This window comes from Zhongshania aliphaticivorans, from assembly GCF_001586255.1.
Classification (GTDB): Bacteria; Pseudomonadota; Gammaproteobacteria; order Pseudomonadales; family Spongiibacteraceae; genus Spongiibacter; species Spongiibacter aliphaticivorans.
The window spans coordinates 2,149,569-2,169,342 of sequence record NZ_CP014544.1 but is presented as its reverse complement, the minus strand read 5'-3'; the positions used below and the strand labels follow the sequence as shown (position 1 = coordinate 2,169,342).

Below are 19,774 nucleotides of genomic sequence, written 5' to 3'. Positions count from 1 at the left end.
AATTTACAGGCAGTTGTCGGGGCGGGGCAGCCCGGCAATTTTACTGAGTAACTTTGCCGGGCTGCCGGGAAAGTGCTTAAGAAAATACAGGCTGTTACCCTTGTCGTCGCCGAGCGTTAGCTTGGCGTATTTTATCAGTGGCCGCATCGCGGGGGACAGGCCAAATTGCTGATAATAGTGCTGTACGAGCTGGATTAATTGCCAGTGGCTATCGCTAAGCTTAATGTCGGCTTCCGCGGCGAGCTCCTCGGCGACGGCGGGGGACCAATCTTTGAGGTCTTTGAGAAAGCCATCAGGGTCGGTGGCGATGCTGCAGCCATTTACGATTATCGCCGCCATCTTACCAGCTCAAGCAGTGACGGTGCTGCGCGCAGAGCGCGACAAAGCCAGGGTAGTCGACCAGCGTTATCGCCGCAATTGGGCTTATTCCGCGACGATCAACGTCGTCGCTCAATGCCGAAATACGAATATTGCGGTGCTCAAGTGTAATTTGTGTTGCGGCAAGCACGACGGCGTCTTCGATAAGGATAAGAGCATCACCGTCGCTCATACTGAAAAGGCATCGGTTTAGGCTGCTCGGGCTGCTTAATATATGTAGGCTCACCTAAAAACTCTGTATTCGATCGGCGCTGCGCATTAAGTCAGCGAGTTCTGTGGCGGAGAGGGCTTTAGCGTGGGGTGCCAAGTTTGTGGCTGATATGTTTCTGCTCGTGCAGTCGTCACTAAGGTAATAGATATTCTCAATTTCGTACAGCGGCAGAGCATTGATTACACCGATATGCGGTTTTTTTTCGGTATTGCCTTTATCTTGCGTATTGAGTAATTGATAAATCGCATCTTGAGCAAAAACGAGGCTGACGTGTTGATCGAATGCGGCGCTGGCCAAAGCCATATCCAATGCTTCTCGGGCAATGCTGTGACCGTAGGGTGCTCGTGTAAACAAATACAAAAATGTCACTGGGCATTACCGCCAAAGCGAATGACGCGGTCAGCATTTTGGCATGCGTCTACCCACTGACCTAGGCCGCCAATGCTAAAGCCATCAGCCAAGTTGTGGCCGTCAAGTTCGTAGCGGGCAGCTTCTTTTGCGTCCACAATGCCGCGGCGCAGCGCACTGGAAATACAGACAACTAAATCTAAATCAAAGGTTTTCTGCAAGTTTGTCCACTGCTTCGGTACCGCAATTTCATCTTGAGGAGGCGTCGTAAAGCGATTGGCGCAATGCACACCATCGTTAAAGAAAAATACCCGGTAAATTTGATGACCACTATCGAGGGCTGCTTGGCAAAAACGTAGGGCAGTTAAGCTAGATTGGTCGGTACAGGGTTGGCCGCTGACGAGTAAAGCGAAACTGAGGCTCATGAGAGCCTCAGTTGAGTTGCAGGTGCACTTAGGGGGTGATTAATCATCGCTACCAAAAATGCCAAGCAAATGCAGTAAGTGTACAAACAGATTGTAAATATCCAGATAGAGGGCGACGGTCGCGCGAATATAATTTGTTTCGCCGCCATGGATGATTCTGCTGGTATCAAACAAAATCAAACCAGACATAATAAATACGGCTGCGGCTGAAATTGCCAGCGATGCCGCGGGCACCTGGAAAAATAGGTTCGCAATGCTGGCAACGACCATGACCAGCAAACCGATCATCAAAAAACCGCCGAGAAAGGAGAAGTCTTTACGGGTAGTTAATACATAGGCTGAAAGGCCAAAGAACACCAGGGCGGTGCCGCCAAGAGCCTGCATTACTAGCTCGCCGCCATTGGGTAGCGAGAGGTACATTTTTAGCATTGGTCCGAGGGCTGCACCCAATAGGCCAGTGAATACAAATATGGCAATAATGCCTTTGCTTGAATCTGCGGTTTTGTGGACTACAAACAGCATGACAAAGCCGAGTATGGACAAAACTAGTCCAGTGCCATGGCCGATGTTGAGGGCCATTGCCAGGCCAGCGCAGAGTGCGCTAGTGACAAGGGTCATGCCTAGCAGCATATAAGTATTGCGCAGCACCTTGTTGGTTTCGAGAACGGGCTGGGCGTGCGCGCCTGTCTGAAAGACCGATTTGTCTTGCATGGATGACTCCGTAGTAAAAGAAGGGTTAAAGCTTTGGCAATCATACTTCGTGGGGTGTTACGACTGCAAGCCTATGCATGCCAAGGTTAACTTAGCTTAATCCAGTTAATCTTAATTGCTGGCTAACCTCGGTAAATGCTTTACTTTGAATATCGGCAAGGTCCGCTAGGCTAATATCGGGCGATAAGGCTGTAATTTGGGGCCAATTGCCCTTGCTTAGGGCAATTGCAAGGTCGAGAATTTCACCGTAAGCTCCCGAGTGATCGAGGAGGGCCGCCGTCATGGTTGCGGATAAGCCAAGTTTTGAGCAAACGTCTTCCAGCGGGATGTCTATAAAGGCGTCTAGCAGTGAAAACATGCCAGTAGTGTATGCGGTGTGCTGATCTGCGTCGCCATGTTTTTGCGCGAGCAATTGGCACAAATAGGCGCGCGATAGTGCTTGCTCTAACAGGGCGCGGGGTTTGTGGTCTAGGCGACCCAGCGCCAGCATAGTGGCCCACGACTTTATGCGATTGACTCCAGCCATGGTGGCCGCATGATGCACCGAGGTGATTTCTGTCACTTTTGCAACGCTGGCCGAGTTCATGAACTGCAGAATGCGGTAGCTTAGCTGTGGGTCGCTTTGAATCGCGCTGCTGATATCCAGCATCGTGTTTTCGTCATTGCTTAATACTTTCAATAAGCGCATAACCGCAAATTGGCTGTCATTGTTGCGTTTACCGAATAAAGGGGCTGGCCGACTGAAGAAAAAGCCCTGAAAAAGACTGTAGCCTTCTTCTTTGCAGCGCTCAAACTCTTTAACGGTTTCAACCTTTTCTGCTAGCCAAATCAAGCCATCGCGCTGGTGTTGCTGCAGCAATGATGCAGAACTGTAGCCGGGTAATAAATCACTTATATCCACTTTAACGATGTCAACGTAGGGGAGCCATTTGCCCTGTTCGGGGTCGCCAATATAGTCATCTAGGGCGACTTTAAAGCCGAGCTTACGAAGTTGCTGAACGGCTTCAATATTGGCTGGTGTGGCAGAGATATATTCAAGCACTTCACAGACGAGCTGTTGGGCTTGCACTGCGGGAGGGTTGCACAACCAAGACTCAGTGAGATTAACGAAAGCGGGGAGCCCATTGGTAATGGCGTCGATGCCGAGGTCATGAAAGGCGCCAATTAAAACTTCGCCCGTCGCCATAGTGCCATTTTCGTTTTGTGATTTTAGTGAGTCTATTTCGACTGAGCGGCAAAGCAATTCATAGGCTACGGTTTTTCCGTACCTATCTAGTATGGGTTGGCGGGCCATTAGCAGTGTGCTGCTGTCACTCATTAATAAGTCTCATGCCCATTGCGTTGCTCGGCGCTTATACATCGCGCTGTTAGACGGCTAGGGAGTGCGTCTGCTGAACATTCATTTGAGTAGAGTGTAGTGTTTAATGCGGACGTAGCGAGGACGCGCAATTAATTGGCGCATATTAACGGTTTGGATTGCAGTTTATAACGTGGGCTTGTACGTAGAGGGGGCTAACGAGGTGCTAAAAGTGGCGGAGGGGCAGGGATTTGAACCCTGGGTTGGGATGAACCAACGCCGGTTTTCAAGACCGGTGCAATCGACCACTCTGCCACCCCTCCGCAGCAGTTGCGAATTATACAGAGCTTGTTAGGCGAAACAAGCGGTATTGAGAAAAAGACTTATAAATCAGTTTGATGTATTAGGATTTGCTTAAATTTTAGGCAATAAAAAGCCCGGCACAGGGCCGGGCTAGTGGTTTTAGGCGCTTTGCTTAATTGCGCGGATCGTTTGCTGCTCGGGGTGCAGCAGGGCGATTCGGGCTAGGTTGAGCAATTATGCTTGGATCGAGTTTCGGTGCTTGCGGCTGCGATGTAACGATCTCAAGGGCTTTTAGCGGTTTTGGCGCCACTCTTGGGTCATTGCTTGCGCGGCCTACAGGCCGTGGCTTGACAGCTGCTGTTTCGCTAGCAGGCGTCTTTGCGACAGGCTTACTCACCGGTTTAGCGATTTTTTCCGCAGCTGGCTTAGCCTGTGGTGACGTATCTGCCTCGGTCTCGATTTCCGCGCTCGCTACCGTGGCTGGTATTTCTTTATCTGCGCTCGTAGCGACCTCGGGTGCAGCGACGACCTCAGAGGCTGCTGCCGTTTCTACGGTAGCTTCTGGCGCGGGAGCTGGCTCGCTAAATGTGCTGGCGACAGGTTCCGCTGGCTTAATTGTGACAGCTTCTGGTGCTGGCGCTGCAATGACGGGCTCTGGGGTGGGCGCTGCAATTGGAGCTGCTTCAGTCTGCACAGTGTTCTCTGTGGTCTTTTCGGCGGCAACAGCAGGGCTTGGTGGCGCCTCTGTTGCTACGGTCTCGTTTTGCTCTGGAACAAAGCGAGCGGTGGTTGTTGGGGTGATCGGCGTGAACTCATTCTCTTCAGCCGTGGGTTTTTTTGCCGCTGGAGCGGTATTTGCGGGCTTGGTTTCTGGCGTTGCGGTTGCTGCTTTTTCCGCAATAGCGGCATCAGTAGCGTCCGTCGCCTTGTTGTTTACTTGATTCTCAGTAGCGACGGCGGTGTCATCGCTGGGCGCAGGGGTCCGACGACGCTCTTGCTGATTGCGCGGTCTGCGGTTGCCTGGGCGGCGCTTTGGTCTCGCTTGGCCTTCATTCTCGGTGTTCGCTGGTGTTTCAGCCGCTTCGATTGGCGCCTCTACTTTAGCTGCTTGGGCCTCGACGCGGTTGCTGCGGTTATCAGTTACTCGGTTATCGTCGCGCGCTTGACGCTGGTCGGGGCTGCGGCGATTGCGACCACCACGATTGTTGCGATTTCCCTGACGAGGGTTGTTGCTATTGCGGTTGCCTTCGTTGCGGCGTTTGGGTGCTGGCGCTGGTTCGGGCTCTGGCTCGGGCTCGGCGGTTTTAAATAGCCCGCTTAGGCTTTTGCCTAGTTTGCTGAAAAAGCCTTCGCCGGTTGCGGCAGGTGTCGCAGGGGTTTTTGCTGCTACCGCTTCGGTGGCAGCGGGTGCTGGGGCCTTGGGGGCGAGGGTGCGAACGACGGCGGCAGCGGGTGCAGGTGTCGAAACAACTTCGTCAGAGATTTCTTTTTCGGCTTCGAGGTCGGCTACTATCTTGTAGCTGATCTCTTGTTCGTCACCGAGATCGCTTTCGCGCAGGCGAACCACTTCAAAGTGGGGGGTGTCGAGCGCTGGAGTTGGGATAACCATGACCCGCACGCCGCTGCGTTGCTCGATATCGTATATTGCGGTGCGCTTTTCGTTAAGCAAGTACGATGCAACATTGACTGGCACAATGGCGCGAATTTCAGCGCTTTTCTCTTTGTTTGCTTCCTCTTCGACGAGGCGAAGAATGGATAGTGCGAGAGAGTTGGTGTCGCGAATAGTACCCTGACCGCTGCAGCGTGGGCAGACTTTGGCGCTGGTTTCACCCAGTGACGGACGCAGGCGCTGGCGAGACATTTCTAATAAGCCAAAGCGAGAGATACGGCCGATTTGAATGCGGGCGCGGTCTGGCTCCATCGCATCGCGAACGCGATTCTCGACTTCCCGCTGGTTTTTTGCCGCCAGCATGTCGATGAAATCGACAACAATTAAGCCGCCGATATCGCGCAGCCGCAGCTGGCGAGCAATCTCGTCAGCTGCTTCTAAATTGGTTTGCAGAGCAGTTTCTTCAATGTCTCCGCCCTTCGTAGCGCGGGCCGAGTTAATATCGATAGAAACCAATGCTTCGGTAGGATCGATAACAATCGAGCCGCCAGAGGGGAGTTGCACTTCACGCTGGAAAGCCGATTCGATTTGGCTTTCGATTTGGTAGCGGTTGAAGAGGGGTACTTGATCCTTATACAGGCGAATCTTGCTCTTAAAGTGCGGCATTACCTGCTCAACGAAATGCATGGCTTCGTTGTAGGACTCTTCTGAGTCGATTAAAACTTGGTCGATATCGTCGCGAAGATAGTCGCGAATAGCACGGATAATGACGTTGCTTTCTTGCAGGATCAGGATCGGTGCCTTGCGCTCCTCAGATGCTTGCTTGATTGCCGACCAGAGGTGCAGCAAATAATCTAAATCCCACTGCAGCTCTTCTGAGCTGCGGCCAACCCCAGCGGTACGGACAATAACGCCCATCGCATCGGGGATGTTGATTGAGTTTAAAGCGTCGCGTAATTCAGTGCGCTCGTCGCCCTCGATGCGGCGAGAGATGCCGCCGGCTCGTGGGTTGTTGGGCATTAAGACCATATAGCGGCCAGCGAGGCTTATAAAGGTAGTGAGGGCTGCGCCTTTATTGCCGCGCTCTTCCTTTTCTACCTGAACAATGACCTGAGTGCCTTCTTTGACAAGATCTTTAATTTTGGCGCGACCGCCGCTGCCATCGGCAGGGTTGCGGTAGAAGTATTCTTTAGAGATTTCTTTGAGGGGTAGAAAGCCGTGGCGCTCAGCACCAAAATCGACAAAGGCGGCTTCAAGGCTTGGTTCTACGCGGGTTATGGTCCCTTTGTAGACGTTGGCTTTCTTTTGTACGCGGGTGCGATTTTCGATATCCAGGTCAAACAAGCGTTGGCCATCGACGAGGGCAACGCGCAACTCTTCTGGTTGAGTTGCGTTAATAAGCATTCTTTTCATGAGCTAAAAATCCCAAAAGCCGGGATTTGTCGGGCCGCTCATGCGATTGAGCATCTTTAAGCGTTCTGATGTAGGCTGTATTAGCTGGTGAGGCTGCTGATTTATTGCTGCGTGCACCTTGTACATCAGTGGGGCCGCGTTGCCTGGCCGTTATATTCCAGTTCGCTTATTCTGGCCTTGAGGCCTTCTGCGCTGGGCGTCTTTCATCTATTACTGTTGGGCGCAATTTGCGGCGCCAGTATTGGTAACGTTCTTTACGTCGCTTTCTCAGAGTTCTATCGCACTTGCGGTGCTAACAAATATCGGCAGCACTATTATTTAATGTACCGACACTACGGTAGAATGCCCGCCGGTACACTGCTATTCACTTATGTAAATAAGGCTATGCGAATGTGTCGCAATCTTTGCCTTAGTATTAGCCGGCGGTCTTCCCTCTCATCACAGCCCTGCTGTGGTGGGAACCGGACCCGGTTGCTACCGGGCGACTATACCAGTAATCAATAACTAACTCAATGAGTTACAGGAGTGTACGTGGAATCCGAAAAAGTCATCAATCCCGTGGTTCGTTTGGTGGCGGTCGAGGCTGACTATGTCGGTCAGCGTATCGATAATTTCTTAATGAGAGAGTTAAAAGGTGTCCCTAAGTCTAGGATTTATAACCTTTTAAGGCGGGGCGAGGTGCGGGTGAATAAGTCTCGCGCGAAACCAGATTACAAATTGCAAACCGGCGACGTCGTGAGGGTGCCGCCGGTGCGAGTGGCGGTGCGTGAAGAGTCCGCCGTTCCGCTGGGCTTGGATGCCGGTTTGCGCTCGGCGATCCTGTATGAAGATGCTGGTTTGCTGGTTATTAACAAACCGTCGGGCTTGGCTGTGCATGGTGGTAGCGGAATATCCTTGGGTTTGATTGAAGCGCTGCGGCAAATGTATCCCGAGCAGCGCCATCTGGAATTGGTGCATCGTCTTGATCGTGATACGTCGGGCTGCGTAATGGTTGCCAAAAAACGCAGCGTGCTCAAGCAGCTTCATGAGCTATTAAAAGCGCGTAAAGGTGTCGATAAGCGTTATTTGGCGCTGGTTGGCGGTAAGTGGCCAGCTCGGAAGCAGCAGGTGAATGCGCCGCTGCAGAAAAATGTGCTGTCGTCGGGGGAGCGCATGGTGCGGGTTGAGCTTGAGGGTAAAAAGTCGGTAACCGAATATACCCTGCTGCGCCGAGTTGCTGGCGCTAGTTTGATTGAGGCGCGACCTGTCACTGGGCGAACTCATCAGATTCGGGTGCACTGCCAATACGCGGGCTATCCGATTCTTGGCGACGATAAATACGGCGATGACGGGGCGGACGCGAATTTCCGCAAGCTTGGTTTGAAGCGCTTGTTTTTACATGCTCATTCTTTGGCGTTTACTTTAGATGGTAAGCGAATCTCGGTGGTGGCGCCGCTGCCTCCAGAGTTAGAGAAAGTATTAGAAAATGCGGGTAGTGAATTGTAATGCTTATAATTTTTGATTGGGATGGCACGATATTAGACTCCAGCGATAAGATTGTGGCCTGCATGCAGGCTGGGGCGCGGGAGTTTGGCGTGGAAGAGCGCGCCGCTGAGGACATTCGCAATATTATCGGCCTGGAGCTGAGCATTGCTATTGCTGCTTTATACCCAGAGTTGAGCGCGGATGAGGTTGAGGCGTTGCGGGCGGCCTATGTTCGCAGCTTTATTTTGGCAGATCAGCAGCCCTGCCAGATGTTTGCTGGCGTTGAAGAGAGCTTGCGGGCTTTAAAAGCAGCTGGTCATGATTTGTGCGTTGCAACGGGTAAGAGTCGTCGCGGCCTAGATCGGGTTTTTGCTGGCTTACCGATAAGCTCGCTGTTTAGTGCGAGTCGCTGTGCTGACGAAACTGCGTCAAAGCCCGATCCACTGATGCTTGCGCAGTTGTGTGCAGAGCGGGGTTACGAACCGACATCGGCGCTGATGGTGGGTGATACCGAGTACGACTTAGAGATGGCAAGCCGTATTGCTATGCCAAGCGTGGGTGTTTCTTACGGCGTGCATAGCGTTGCGCGGCTGCAGCGTTGGCAGCCTTTGGCTGTTATTGATTACTTCTCTGGCTTGCTACCTATTGTGGGTGAGCTGTCTCGCTGAGTGTTTATAGTAGGGGGTAGTCTTCTTCTTTTAAAAAGTCGATAAGCCGGATCAGTGGTAGGCCTATTAGGGTGTTTGGGTCATCGCTGTGGATGTGCCGAAATAGGCTAATGCCGAGTCCCTCTGCTTTAAAGCTGCCAGCGCAGTCGAGGGCGGGTTCTCTCTCGGTGTAACGCTCAATTCCTAAGGAGTTGAGGGTGCGAAATGCCACCGTTACCGTTTCTACGCTAATGTGCTGCTTGCCGGTTTGGCTGTTTAGTAAGCAAATTCCGGTGTGAAAGAGTACTTCGCGGCCAGAGCATTTGCTGAGCTGGTTTTGAGCGCGAGCCCTGGTGCCGGGTTTGCCGAGAATTTGTCCATCTAGCTCCGCGCATTGGTCGCTGGCGATGATGAGTGCACAGGGAAACGATTCAGCTGCGCTAAGTGCTTTGCTGATGCTTAGTCGTCTCGCCAGCGCGGTCGCTGTCTCGTTGGGTAGTGGTGACTCGTCGATATTGGTGGCGTGGCAGTGGGGGTGCAGTCCGATTTTTTCCAGCAGTATACGTCGATAGCTGGAGCCCGATGCCAAGATCAAGGGGAGTGGCTGTGGTGTGGCTGGCGGCATTTACGGTGCTTCTTTATTGCTGGGTATGATTGCTAATCTTAAACTTTTACAGTGGCCAGTCGCCAGCTTTGATGCGGAAGCCCTTGATCGCACTTGGTATTAGGCTCGTTGCAGGTGTTTTTGCTTTGACAACAGGGGGGGAAGTCCCTATTATTGCGCGCCTATGCAAAGACAGCCCCTACCTAAGTTCGTTGATGCTCGGAAATTTGTTGCTGGTGGCATGGAAATTCACGCCTCGCAACAGGTCGCTGATCTCAGCCGGTTTGCTGCCGGACTCGCTAATACTAGCGGTTCGGTAGACGTAGACTTGCGCTTTTTTCGAAGTGAGCAGGGGTTTAAGTGTATAGTCGGTACTGCTGTCAGTCAGGTTGATGTTCTGTGTCAACGCTGCATGGAAGCAATGCCTATATGCATTGAGGCTGAATTTAATTTAGCCATTGTGTGGACAGACGAGCAAGCCAAAGCACTGCCGAAATCACTGGATCCTTTGATTTTAGGCGAAGACGAAGATTTGGTTTTAGCGGATTTGCTGCAGGATGAGCTGATCATTAATACTCCTTTTGTTAGCTATCACGATGACGCTGTTTGTAAAGTGTTTGAACTGGAATCAGAACCTGAGCCAGTTAAAGTGATAAGCGATGCAGAGGAAGGCGATACGCCGTTTGCTATTTTGGGGCAGTTAAAACCCCGCGATTAATCTCTATTATGAGGAATTTTTAGGCCATGGCTGTTCAAAAAAGTAAAGTGACACGTTCACGTCGGGGTCAGCGTCGTTCGCATGACGCATTGACTGGTCCAACTTTGTCTGTGGATCAGACCAGCGGTGAGAAGCATCTCCGTCACAATATCACTGCGGATGGCTTTTTCCGTGGTCGCAAAGTTGTCGCTGGTAAAGACGACTAAGTATTTGCGTGGCATCGCTGCGACTCGCCGTTGATGCAATGAGCGGAGACCACGGTCTCCGCTCTTCTATTCCTGCCACTGTAAATGCGCTGAATCTCAATTCAGCTCTTCATATCCTCTTGGTCGGCGATGAGCCTGCCATTACGCTTGCGCTTGCCAGTGAAAAATTTGATTCGACTCGCTTAAGTGTTCATCATGCGCCCGATGTCGTGGCCATGGATGATCAACCCAGTCGAACACTTCGTAGCAAAAAAAATTCCTCAATGTACATTGCTCTTGAGCTGCTTCGCGACGGTATTGTTTCCGCTGTGGTCAGCGCTGGGAACACTGGCGCGCTCGTTGCTATGAGTTGTGTTGTGTTAACGCGTTTACCTGGCATCAAGCGCCCGGCCATCTGTGCGCCGGTTCCCGCCGTGAGCGGCCATACTTTCCTGCTTGATCTTGGTGCCAACGTCGAATGCGATGCCCAGCAATTGCATCACTTTGCGCAAATGGGCTCGGCCTTGTGTCGGGTTCTTGATGGCAGTGAGTCGCCTCGCGTAGGGCTATTGAATATCGGCTCTGAGCTGACTAAGGGAACTGCGACCATACGGGATGCTGCTGAACTTATTAGTGCGGATTCTCGTTTGAATTATTGCGGCTTCATTGAGGGTGGCGATCTGTTTTCGGCGGACGTCGATGTGGTTGTTTGTGATGGTTTTGCAGGCAATGTGGCGTTAAAGGTCTGCGAAGGTACGGCAAGTTTTATAGCGAGCCAGCTGCGAGCTCGATTCAAAAAAAACTTATACGGTATGTTCGTGGGCCTTTTGGCTCGCCCTGTAATCACGGCGTTCCAGCGCGACATTAATCCCGATCGCTATAATGGCGCGGCACTGCTTGGGCTTAACGGCATTGTCGTAAAAACCCATGGCAGTTCCGGCGCGCAAGGATTTCAGTCGGCAATTCGTCAGGCCGCAAGGGCGGTTCGCAATGATTTGCAGGCTCAAATCGAAAAGCAATTAGAAACAACATCTTAAAACTCACTGATTAAGGATACATGGAATGAATACCCAGCAACTTGCCTTGGTTTTCCCCGGTCAGGGCTCGCAAAAAGTCGGTATGCTAGCTGAGCTTGGCGCCGCTTTTCCCTCTGTTAAAGCGACTTTTGCCGAGGCCTCCGCGGCCTTGGGCTACGATATGTGGGGTTTGGTGCAAAATGGCGAGCAAGCCCAGCTTAATCTAACTGAAACTACTCAGCCGGTATTATTGACCGCCAGTGTTGCGGTATGGCGTTTGTGGTGTGAGCAGGGAGGCTTGCAGCCTTCTTTGATGGCCGGTCATAGTCTTGGTGAATTTTCTGCCTTGGTTTGTGCTGGTGCAATTGATTTTGCTGACGCGGTGCGCTTGGTGCATGCGCGTGGTCAGTATATGCAAACAGCGGTGCCCGTGGGCGAGGGCGCGATGGCGGCCGTGTTGGGCTTGGATGATGCGCAAATTATTGATATTTGCCAGCAAGCGTCAGCGGCGGGCGTGGTTGAGGCGGTAAATTTCAATTCGCCGGGTCAGGTTGTAATTGCCGGTAAGGTGGCGGGTGTCGAAAAGGCGATTGAGTTACTTAAGGCTGCAGGGGCTAAGCGCGCACTGCCCTTGCCGGTAAGCGCACCTTTCCATACCTCTTTGATGCGACCAGCGGGCGAAAAATTGGCTGAAGCTTTAGCTGCTATGAGTTTGCAATCACCAAAAATCCCAGTAGTGCACAATGTGCACGGCAAAACTGAAAGCGATCCCTCGGCGATCAAGGTCTTGTTGGTGGAGCAGATTTACAGTGCGGTAAAATGGGTGTCTTGTGTTGAGGCGATGGCTGCAGCGGGTATTACGACGACTATAGAAGCTGGCCCGGGTAAAGTGTTGAGCGGCTTGAACAAGCGCATAGAAAAATCGCTAAGTTGTTTGAATATTGAGTCACCCGAAACACTGGCTGCGGCACTGGAAGCTGTTGCCCAATAAATTAATTCTATTTAGGAGCGGGAAAATGACAGCGAAAGTAGCATTGGTCACAGGCGCAAGCCGCGGTATTGGTCAGGCAATCGCTATTGCGATTGGCAATATGGGTTATCAGGTTATTGGCACGGCGACAACAGACGGTGGCGCCGACGCAATTACCGAACATTTTAAGGCTAGCGGAATTAGCGGCGTCGGGATGATGATGAACGTGTCAAACACTGAGTCGGTAGACGCGACACTGAAGGCGATTACTGAACAGTTTGGCGCGCCAGCGGTGTTGGTAAATAACGCCGGTATCACCAAAGACAACTTAATGCTGCGCATGAAGGACGATGAGTGGTATGACGTTATCGACACCAATCTCAACTCGCTTTACCGCTTAAGTAAAGCCTGTTTGCGCGGTATGACTAAGGCCCGCTGGGGTCGCATCATTAATATTAGCTCCGTGGTTGGCGCAATGGGTAATGCTGGGCAAACCAATTATGCTGCGGCTAAAGCGGGTATGGATGGCTTCACTCGCGCGCTGGCGCGGGAAATCGGGTCGCGAGGTATCACCGTTAATGGGGTGGCGCCAGGATTTATCGACACCGATATGACCAAAAAGCTGGGTGACGATCAGCGCGAGGCGCTAAAAACTCAAATACCGCTGCAGCGCTTAGGCAGCCCGGAAGAGATTGCCGGGGTAGTGGCTTTCTTGGTAAGCGATGTTGCAGGCTATGTTACTGGTGAAACAATCCATGTTAACGGTGGCATGTATATGGCGTAAACATATGCTCAGGAAGGAAAAATCTTGCCTGAGCGTGAATTTTTCATATTTTTCTATGCACAAGCGGCATCAGTCGCGGTAGAATGAGCGCCGAAGTGCTGGCGATATGAAACACAATTTTTCGGTGGTCATGCTTTTGGCTTGTGGCCAAGTTAAGTGGCCACCGGGAAGCAGGCCCAAAATTTTAATATCAATTAGGAGTCACCAACGACCATGAGTAGCATTGAAGAACGCGTCAAGAAGATTGTTGCAGAGCAACTGGGTGTTAAAGAAGAAGATGTGTCAGAGTCTGCATCATTCGTAGAAGACCTCGGCGCAGATTCGCTGGACACGGTTGAACTGGTAATGGCTCTGGAAGAGGAATTTGAAACTGAGATTCCTGATGAAGAAGCTGAAAAAATTACCACTGTTAGACTGGCCATTGATTACATCAAAGCCAATCTTCAGTAAGTAATATAACGGCCTAGCCGTTTAAAAAGCCGTCTCTATGTAATGTAGAACGGCTTTTTTTATGTCTGAACGTGTGGCATCCGTGTCTTAAAATAGAGCGTATACAGCACGTGCTTGGAGTCGGGAGAGTATTATGGATAAGAGAAGAGTTGTCGTCACCGGGATGGGCATAATCAGCCCACTTGGAAATTCAGTAACTGAAACTTGGCGCAATATTCTTGCGGGGAAAAGTGGTATCGCGGCAATTGATCGCTTCGATGTTAGCGAGTTTGCCACCCGTATCGGGGGCGCCATAAAAAATTTCGACATTAATGACTATATGTCTGCCAAGGAAGCCAAACGTTTTGACCCGTTTATTCACTACGGTGTGGCGGCAGCAGAGCAGGCTCTTGAAGATTCGGGTATCGAGGTCAATGACACGAACGCCCACCGTATAGGTACCGCGATAGGCTCTGGCATTGGCGGCATAGGCCTGATAGAAAACAGCAGGCAGATATTAAATAATGGCGGCCCGCGCAAGATATCGCCGTTTACGGTACCCGGCGCCATTATTAATATGATCGCTGGTGTTGTTGCTATTAAGCACAATCTGCAGGGGCCGAGTATTGCGATCGCAACGGCGTGCACAACAGGTACCCACAATATCGGTATGGCGGCGCGGATGATCGCCTACGGAGACGCTGACGCAATGTTGGCGGGTGGTGCCGAAATGGCAACCACCCCGGTGGGTTTGGGTGCGTTTGCGGCGGCCCGAGCCATGTCGACCCGCAATGATGATCCCGAACGCGCAAGTCGGCCATGGGATAAAAACCGTGACGGTTTTGTACTTGGCGATGGCGCTGGGATGTTGATGTTAGAAGAGTATGAGTTTGCCAAACGCCGCGGTGCGCATATTCATGCTGAGATCTTGGGTTTCGGTATGAGCTGCGATGCCTTTCACATGACCTCGCCGCCAGAAGACGGACGCGGCGCGCGCGCGGCAATGCAGAGCGCCTTAGACGATGCACGCTTAAATGCCGATCAAGTCGATTACATCAATGCCCACGGCACCTCTACGCCCGCCGGAGATGTTGCGGAAAGCCGCGCCATTGAAAGCCTATTGGGCCCTGCAGCCGAAAAAATTGCAGTGAGTTCAACCAAGTCTATGGTCGGGCATTTGCTGGGGGCATCAGGCGCGGTAGAGGCTATATTCTCAATTTTAGCGCTGCGTGACCAAGTTGCGCCACCGACGATCAACCTCGATGACGTGGAGGAGGGCTGCAATTTAAATTACGTGCCCCACACGGCACAGCCACGCAAGTTGCAGCGGGTGTTGTCCAATTCCTTTGGTTTTGGTGGCACTAATGGCAGCTTATTGTTTGGCCAACTCAGTAGTTGAGTAAACTAATGACGTCGGCAAGCTTGGTGAATGGCCAGTTCGCCAATAGTATTAGCCTCGATAATCGAGGCCTAGCCTATGGCGACGGTCTATTTGAAACGATATTGGTTCGCAATGGTTCTGCGCTGTGGCTGGATGAGCATCTCCAGCGTTTAGCGCAAGGAGCCCGCCGCTTAAGCATTCCCTGTGATACCGATGTGCTCGCCGGGGACTGCTCGCGATTAATAGCGAATGTAGGCGCTAACGATGCAATTTTAAAAATTGTACTGACTCGCGGCGCCGTAAACCGGGGTTATAGTCCCCTAGCGGCGGCGTCGCATCGGATTGTTAGTCTATCTCCCTTGGCGCCAGTGGCAACGGGATATTGGCAGCAGGGCGTTGCGCTTGGCTTGTGTCAAACTCGGCTGGCTCGCCAACCGCAGCTTGCCGGTATCAAGCACCTTAACCGTCTAGAGCAGGTGCTGGCGGCGGGGGAGATGCAACGCCGGGGATTTGATGAGGGCCTGGTGCTTGATGAGGCCGGCAAAATTATCGAAGCCACTCGGAGTAATGTGTTTATGGTGGTAGCGGGCTGTTTAGTTTCTCCTAGCTTGAATGATTGTGGTGTCAACGGCATTATGCGCCAGCAGATCCTCTCTACGGCTAAGCGAATAGGGCTGCGGGTGGTCATCGGGGCCGTGGAAATGTCGACACTACGTAAGGCCGACGAGGTATTTATTTGCAATAGTGTTATCGGTATTTGGCCAGTAATAAAAATAGAATGTATGCATAAGGCCATAGGTCCGATGAGTCGACAGTTACAGCGGGAGTTTGAGTCACATTTCTATGCTTAAAGTATTTAAAGCCCTGCTGGCGCTATTATTCCCTCTCATACTCACTGCGCTGGCCTTGGTGTGGTATCTCAATTCTTATCTTAATAAGCCTTTACCGCTAGCAGAAAGTACCGAAGTTTTTGTTTTACCACCGGGTACTGCGTATTCGAGTATGGTGACGCTACTCGCAGAGCGCGGCTGGATAAGTAAACCTTATGTATTGAAAATATATGGTCGTCTGCACCCTCAGGCTGCCGATATAAAAGCGGGTGAGTATCGTTTTGAGGAAGGTATGACTGTCGCTGAAAGTTTGGCGATGATGCGCTTAGGTGACGTGGTTCGCCATCAGCTGACGCTTGTGGAAGGTTGGACCTTGGCTCAGTTGCTGCGTTACTTGGAGACGCAAGATTTACTTGAGAAGCAAGAGCTAAGTCAAAACGCTGACCTGTGGGCGCAATTAAATATTACCGAACCCATGGCGCAAGAGCCCGAGGGTTTGTTTTTCCCCGATACTTATGACTACTATCGCGGCGACAAAGTGAGCCTAATTTTGACTCGAGCCTACCAGCGTATGCAAAGGGTGCTGGCTGACGAATGGGAGGCTCGCGCTGATAATCTACCCTACGCTAACCCCTACGAGGCCTTGATTATGGCCTCGATTATTGAAAAGGAAACCGGCGTTGCATACGAGCGGGCAGAAATTGCCGGGGTGTTTGTGCGGCGCCTGCAGACAGGAATGCGTCTGCAAACCGACCCAACCGTGATTTACGGCTTAGGCGACAGCTATCAGGGTAATTTGCGAGGCTCGCATCTGCGGGACGACAGCAATACTTATAATACTTATCGGCAAAATGGCCTTCCTCCCAGTCCCATTGCATTAGCAGGGCGAGAAGCGATTTACGCTGCCTTGCACCCGGCGGATGGCGACGCGGTATTTTTTGTTGCTAAGGGCGACGGTACCCATTATTTTTCGGCTACCTTGAAAGAGCACGAAGCCGCAGTAAAACGCTATCAAGTGCAAAAGCGCCGCGCGGATTACCGCTCGGCGCCACCGCTTCCGGAGAAATAAATGAACACGCCAGCCAAAGGCCGCTTTATCACTGTTGAAGGCACTGAGGGCGTAGGTAAATCGACTAATATCGCTTTTATTTGCCAGCTGCTCGACGCAGCGGGAATTCCTTATATTGTTAGTCGGGAGCCTGGCGGTACGCCTCTCGCAGAAGAAATTCGCAATACCTTAGTAGTGCCCCGCGAAGAGACGATGTGCGAACTCACAGAGTTACTCTTGGTATTCGCAGCCCGCGCTCAGCACATTAATCAGGTAATTGTACCTGCGTTGGCACGTGGCGAATGGGTTTTGTGCGATCGTTTTACCGATGCTACCTTTGCTTATCAAGGTTGGGGGCGGGGCTTGTCTACCGATGTTATTGCCAGCTTAGAAACGATGGTGCAGGGCGTATTAAGGCCAGATTGCACCGTGCTGCTCGATGCCCCTGTCGACGTGGGTATGGCCAGAGCCAGCGAACGGGGTGATCTCGACCGTTTTGAACAAGAAAAACACGATTTCTTTGAAAAGGTGCGCGAGGGCTATTTGGCGCGGGTTGCCGCCGAGCCGCAGCGGTTTAAACTAATTGATGCCAGCGCAGACCTAGCGAGCGTGCAAGGAGACATTGCCGCCGCCCTGAAACCGCAACTAGCAGCGTATCAGGTCGCCGCAAATGTCTGAGCCACAACATGCCTACGCCTGGCAAATGGCGCAGTGGCAAGATGTGCAAAAGCAGATCCGCGCTGAGCGTTTGCCCCACGCCTTATTGTTGAGTGGCCCCAGTGCGATTGGTAAATTGCGATTTGCCCAGGCCCTAGCGGCCTATTTGCTGTGCGAATCACCGGGAGAATTGGCAGCTTGTGGACAATGTCGCAGCTGTCATTTTCAAAGTGATGCTTCCCATCCGGATTTTCGCGAGATTTCTCCCGAGGAAGGGAAGCGGCAAATAGGCGTCGATCAAGTGCGCAGCTTGCAACATTTTTCGGCCCAACACGCTCATCGTGACGGTGGTCGGAAGCTGGTGCTTATACACCCCGCTGAGGCGATGAACGCGAATACCGCCAACGCATTGCTTAAAACCCTTGAAGAACCGGCCAGCGGCACGCTACTCATATTAGTCAGTCACAGCAGCAGCCAGCTGCTAGCGACAATACGTTCGCGCTGTTTGCAATTAAGCTTTGGTATTCCGAGCCCCGAGCTCACTGAGCCATGGTTGCGAGATTATGTCGGCGATCAAGCCATGGCACAACGCCTATTAGCGGAAGCGGGTGGGCGGCCTCTGGCGGCGCGGCAGGTCTTTGACGACGATGGTTTGGCAAGTCGCGAGCGTTTTGACAAGGGCTTGATGGCCTTAGTAGACGGGCAGCGCAGCCCTTTGCAATTTGCGGAGGAGATGCTAGACGCAGATATATTGCAGGTGCTCGACTGGTGGGTGGCGCGCTTACTGTCGCTGTCTCGCTACCAATTGGCAGACCAAGCTTTAACTGCCGAGAGTTGGCGGCGCTTTAAATCGCTTCCAGCAAAGAGTGTCATCGGCAGTTTAGAGCGCGCCCTGAAACTGCGGAGTAGTTTTAGCCGTGGCGTTGCGCTGAATAAGCGCTTGATATTGGAAGGCGTATTCCTCGAGTGGGCGCAATTGTGCCAAAGTCGTGCGGTTGCTTAAACATATTGCTATGATGCCAATATCAACACGTTATAACGCTTCAATTCCGCAGGGTGGTTTACATTTATGAGTGGTGCGCAGGGTGCACGCAATGGCATTTTGTCACTGACTATTCGTGACAAGGCCGTATTGTATGCGGCGTATATGCCTTTTATTCGCGACGGCGGTCTTTTTGTGCCGACAACCAAGCCTTACAAGGTTGGCGACGAAGTGTTTATGCTGTTAACACTAATGGATGAACCCGAGAAATTGCCTATTGCCGGCAAAGTTGTGTGGATAACGCCACGCGGTGCACAGAGCAATCGCGCGGCTGGTGTCGGTGTTCAATTTGTTGGCGGGGACGGTATTGCTAACAAAAAAATTGAATCCTATCTTGCCGGTATCATTGAATCAGACAAGCCCACTCACACGATGTAAATCGGCGTGTCGCGTAGATTTTATTTACGTGTCGGATCTACGTTATATCTCAAACCAGAATGCCAAACGAGAAGTTCATGCTTGTAGACAGTCATTGTCATCTTGATCGTATTGACCTCAGCCCTTATGACGGGAGCCTCGATGCTGCGGTTAAAGCCGCCACTGAGCGGGGGGTTGACCGTATGTTGTGCATCGGTATCGATCTTAATAACGCGCCAGCGGTGGTGGCGATTGCTGAAAAATTTCCAAATATTTACGCTTCGGTAGGTATTCATCCTCTGGATATCGCTGACGAAATTTGCTCTAAGCAGACGCTGTTGGCGCTGGCAGATCATCCCAAAGTTGTTGCCATTGGTGAGACGGGATTGGATTATTACTACAGCAGTGAGCGCAAAGAAGAGCAGCAACAAAGCTTTACCCAACACCTACAGGTGTCGGCCAGTTGCGGAAAACCCACAATAGTGCACACCCGCGATGCGCGTGCCGATACGTTGAAGCTGATTGCTGAACATGGCTCGGCTGAGGTGGGTGGCGTGCTGCACTGTTTCACGGAGTCGTGGGAAATGGCTGAAGCCGCACTCGACATGGGTTACTACATTTCTTTTTCAGGCATCATAACCTTTAAGAATGCGCAGGAATTGCGTGAGGTTGTCCGCCGGGTGCCTATGTCGCGCTTACTTGTTGAAACCGATTCGCCATATCTTGCGCCGGTGCCTTACCGGGGTAAAAAAAATGAACCGAAATACGTTGTTGAAGTAGCCGAGTGTGTTGCCGAATTGAAAGGCTTGTCTTTTGCTGACGTTGCCCAGCAAACCACCGCAAATTTTGAACAGCTGTTTTCCTTGGGGCGCTGATAGTCCCGCCCCCGACGTTGATAAGTGAATTTAGCGAATTTGTGTTCTGTTGGCCATTGCCTAGCCTATCAG

The 19,774-nt window shown here is 51.8% G+C and carries 23 protein-coding genes and 1 tRNA gene; 15 read left to right on the top strand and 9 right to left on the bottom strand.

What is annotated here, in order from left to right; translation table 11 throughout:
• Positions 1-3 precede the first annotated feature (3 nt).
• The 8 genes from AZF00_RS09600 to rne all read right to left on the bottom strand — a co-directional run bounded on the left by AZF00_RS09600 (position 4) and on the right by rne (position 6,695).
• Entirely contained in the window at positions 4-339 is a 336-nt protein-coding gene (locus AZF00_RS09600; protein WP_008250012.1) for a TusE/DsrC/DsvC family sulfur relay protein, read from the bottom strand.
• 1 nt (position 340) lies between these two features.
• The gene (gene tusB, locus AZF00_RS09595) at positions 341-550 is read right to left on the bottom strand and encodes a sulfurtransferase complex subunit TusB (protein ID WP_062383669.1); all 210 of its coding nucleotides are present in this window, start codon (positions 548-550) and stop codon (positions 341-343) included.
• 54 nt (positions 551-604) lie between these two features.
• Complete coding sequence (gene tusC / locus AZF00_RS09590) at positions 605-958, bottom strand: sulfurtransferase complex subunit TusC (RefSeq protein WP_062383666.1); 354 nt, start codon at positions 956-958, stop codon at positions 605-607.
• Positions 955-1,362 carry a sulfurtransferase complex subunit TusD gene (tusD, locus tag AZF00_RS09585; protein WP_008250015.1) on the bottom strand — a complete coding sequence of 136 codons (408 nt, stop codon included), beginning with the start codon at positions 1,360-1,362 and terminating at the stop codon, positions 955-957. Before tusD ends, tusC begins: the two co-directional genes overlap by 4 nt.
• Before the next feature lie 39 nt (positions 1,363-1,401).
• On the bottom strand, positions 1,402-2,073 hold the full coding sequence (locus AZF00_RS09580; protein WP_008250016.1) for a Bax inhibitor-1/YccA family protein: 672 nt from the start codon (positions 2,071-2,073) through the stop codon (positions 1,402-1,404).
• Positions 2,074-2,164: 91 nt separating this feature from the next.
• The gene (locus AZF00_RS09575) at positions 2,165-3,391 is read right to left on the bottom strand and encodes an EAL and HDOD domain-containing protein (RefSeq protein WP_062383663.1); all 1,227 of its coding nucleotides are present in this window, start codon (positions 3,389-3,391) and stop codon (positions 2,165-2,167) included.
• 212 nt (positions 3,392-3,603) lie between these two features.
• Positions 3,604-3,693 (bottom strand) — tRNA-Ser (locus AZF00_RS09570).
• Positions 3,694-3,845: 152 nt separating this feature from the next.
• Positions 3,846-6,695: a ribonuclease E gene (rne, locus tag AZF00_RS09565; RefSeq protein ID WP_062383660.1), complete on the bottom strand. Its 2,850-nt coding sequence runs from the start codon at positions 6,693-6,695 to the stop codon at positions 3,846-3,848.
• A gap of 531 nt (positions 6,696-7,226) precedes the next feature.
• Between rne and rluC the strand changes: the two genes are divergently transcribed.
• Together rluC and AZF00_RS09555 are read left to right on the top strand one after the other, a co-directional pair.
• On the top strand, positions 7,227-8,180 hold the full coding sequence (gene rluC, locus AZF00_RS09560) for a 23S rRNA pseudouridine(955/2504/2580) synthase RluC (RefSeq protein ID WP_062383657.1): 954 nt from the start codon (positions 7,227-7,229) through the stop codon (positions 8,178-8,180).
• Positions 8,180-8,827, top strand: coding sequence for an HAD-IA family hydrolase (locus AZF00_RS09555; protein ID WP_062383654.1), 648 nt, complete (start codon positions 8,180-8,182; stop codon positions 8,825-8,827). Before rluC ends, AZF00_RS09555 begins: the two co-directional genes overlap by 1 nt.
• A gap of 4 nt (positions 8,828-8,831) precedes the next feature.
• Here the strand turns inward: AZF00_RS09555 and AZF00_RS09550 are convergent, their stop codons facing one another.
• Positions 8,832-9,431: a Maf family protein gene (locus AZF00_RS09550; protein ID WP_062383653.1), complete on the bottom strand. Its 600-nt coding sequence runs from the start codon at positions 9,429-9,431 to the stop codon at positions 8,832-8,834.
• Positions 9,432-9,594: 163 nt separating this feature from the next.
• On the opposite strand from AZF00_RS09550, the gene AZF00_RS09545 reads away from it, so the two are divergent.
• The 13 genes from AZF00_RS09545 to AZF00_RS09485 all read left to right on the top strand — a co-directional run bounded on the left by AZF00_RS09545 (position 9,595) and on the right by AZF00_RS09485 (position 19,702).
• Positions 9,595-10,128 (top strand): YceD family protein, encoded by a 534-nt coding sequence (locus AZF00_RS09545; protein WP_008250022.1) that lies wholly within the window; start codon positions 9,595-9,597, stop codon positions 10,126-10,128.
• Between the two features lie 26 nt (positions 10,129-10,154).
• Positions 10,155-10,334, top strand: coding sequence for a 50S ribosomal protein L32 (gene rpmF, locus AZF00_RS09540; RefSeq protein WP_008250024.1), 180 nt, complete (start codon positions 10,155-10,157; stop codon positions 10,332-10,334).
• Positions 10,335-10,342: 8 nt separating this feature from the next.
• On the top strand, positions 10,343-11,350 hold the full coding sequence (gene plsX / locus AZF00_RS09535; RefSeq protein ID WP_082793664.1) for a phosphate acyltransferase PlsX: 1,008 nt from the start codon (positions 10,343-10,345) through the stop codon (positions 11,348-11,350).
• Between the two features lie 25 nt (positions 11,351-11,375).
• Complete coding sequence (gene fabD, locus AZF00_RS09530) at positions 11,376-12,320, top strand: ACP S-malonyltransferase (protein ID WP_062383648.1); 945 nt, start codon at positions 11,376-11,378, stop codon at positions 12,318-12,320.
• Between the two features lie 25 nt (positions 12,321-12,345).
• On the top strand, positions 12,346-13,083 hold the full coding sequence (gene fabG, locus AZF00_RS09525; protein ID WP_062383645.1) for a 3-oxoacyl-ACP reductase FabG: 738 nt from the start codon (positions 12,346-12,348) through the stop codon (positions 13,081-13,083).
• A 213-nt stretch (positions 13,084-13,296) separates the two neighbouring features.
• Positions 13,297-13,533, top strand: a complete 237-nt coding sequence (gene acpP, locus AZF00_RS09520; RefSeq protein ID WP_008250062.1) for an acyl carrier protein — start codon at positions 13,297-13,299, stop codon at positions 13,531-13,533.
• 133 nt (positions 13,534-13,666) lie between these two features.
• Complete coding sequence (gene fabF / locus AZF00_RS09515; protein WP_008250063.1) at positions 13,667-14,911, top strand: beta-ketoacyl-ACP synthase II; 1,245 nt, start codon at positions 13,667-13,669, stop codon at positions 14,909-14,911.
• A gap of 8 nt (positions 14,912-14,919) precedes the next feature.
• Positions 14,920-15,744, top strand: coding sequence for an aminodeoxychorismate lyase (gene pabC / locus AZF00_RS09510; protein WP_062383642.1), 825 nt, complete (start codon positions 14,920-14,922; stop codon positions 15,742-15,744).
• On the top strand, positions 15,737-16,792 hold the full coding sequence (gene mltG, locus AZF00_RS09505; RefSeq protein WP_062383639.1) for an endolytic transglycosylase MltG: 1,056 nt from the start codon (positions 15,737-15,739) through the stop codon (positions 16,790-16,792). The genes pabC and mltG overlap by 8 nt, the downstream gene beginning before the upstream one ends.
• The gene (gene tmk / locus AZF00_RS09500; RefSeq protein WP_062383638.1) at positions 16,793-17,449 is read left to right on the top strand and encodes a dTMP kinase; all 657 of its coding nucleotides are present in this window, start codon (positions 16,793-16,795) and stop codon (positions 17,447-17,449) included.
• A complete protein-coding gene (locus AZF00_RS09495; RefSeq protein ID WP_062383635.1) occupies positions 17,442-18,431 on the top strand; it encodes a DNA polymerase III subunit delta' in 990 nt (329 codons plus the stop codon). Before tmk ends, AZF00_RS09495 begins: the two co-directional genes overlap by 8 nt.
• A 66-nt stretch (positions 18,432-18,497) precedes the next feature.
• Positions 18,498-18,848 carry a PilZ domain-containing protein gene (locus AZF00_RS09490; protein WP_008250068.1) on the top strand — a complete coding sequence of 117 codons (351 nt, stop codon included), beginning with the start codon at positions 18,498-18,500 and terminating at the stop codon, positions 18,846-18,848.
• Between the two features lie 77 nt (positions 18,849-18,925).
• Positions 18,926-19,702, top strand: coding sequence for a TatD family hydrolase (locus AZF00_RS09485; RefSeq protein WP_062383632.1), 777 nt, complete (start codon positions 18,926-18,928; stop codon positions 19,700-19,702).
• The last annotated feature ends 72 nt before the right edge of the window (positions 19,703-19,774 follow it).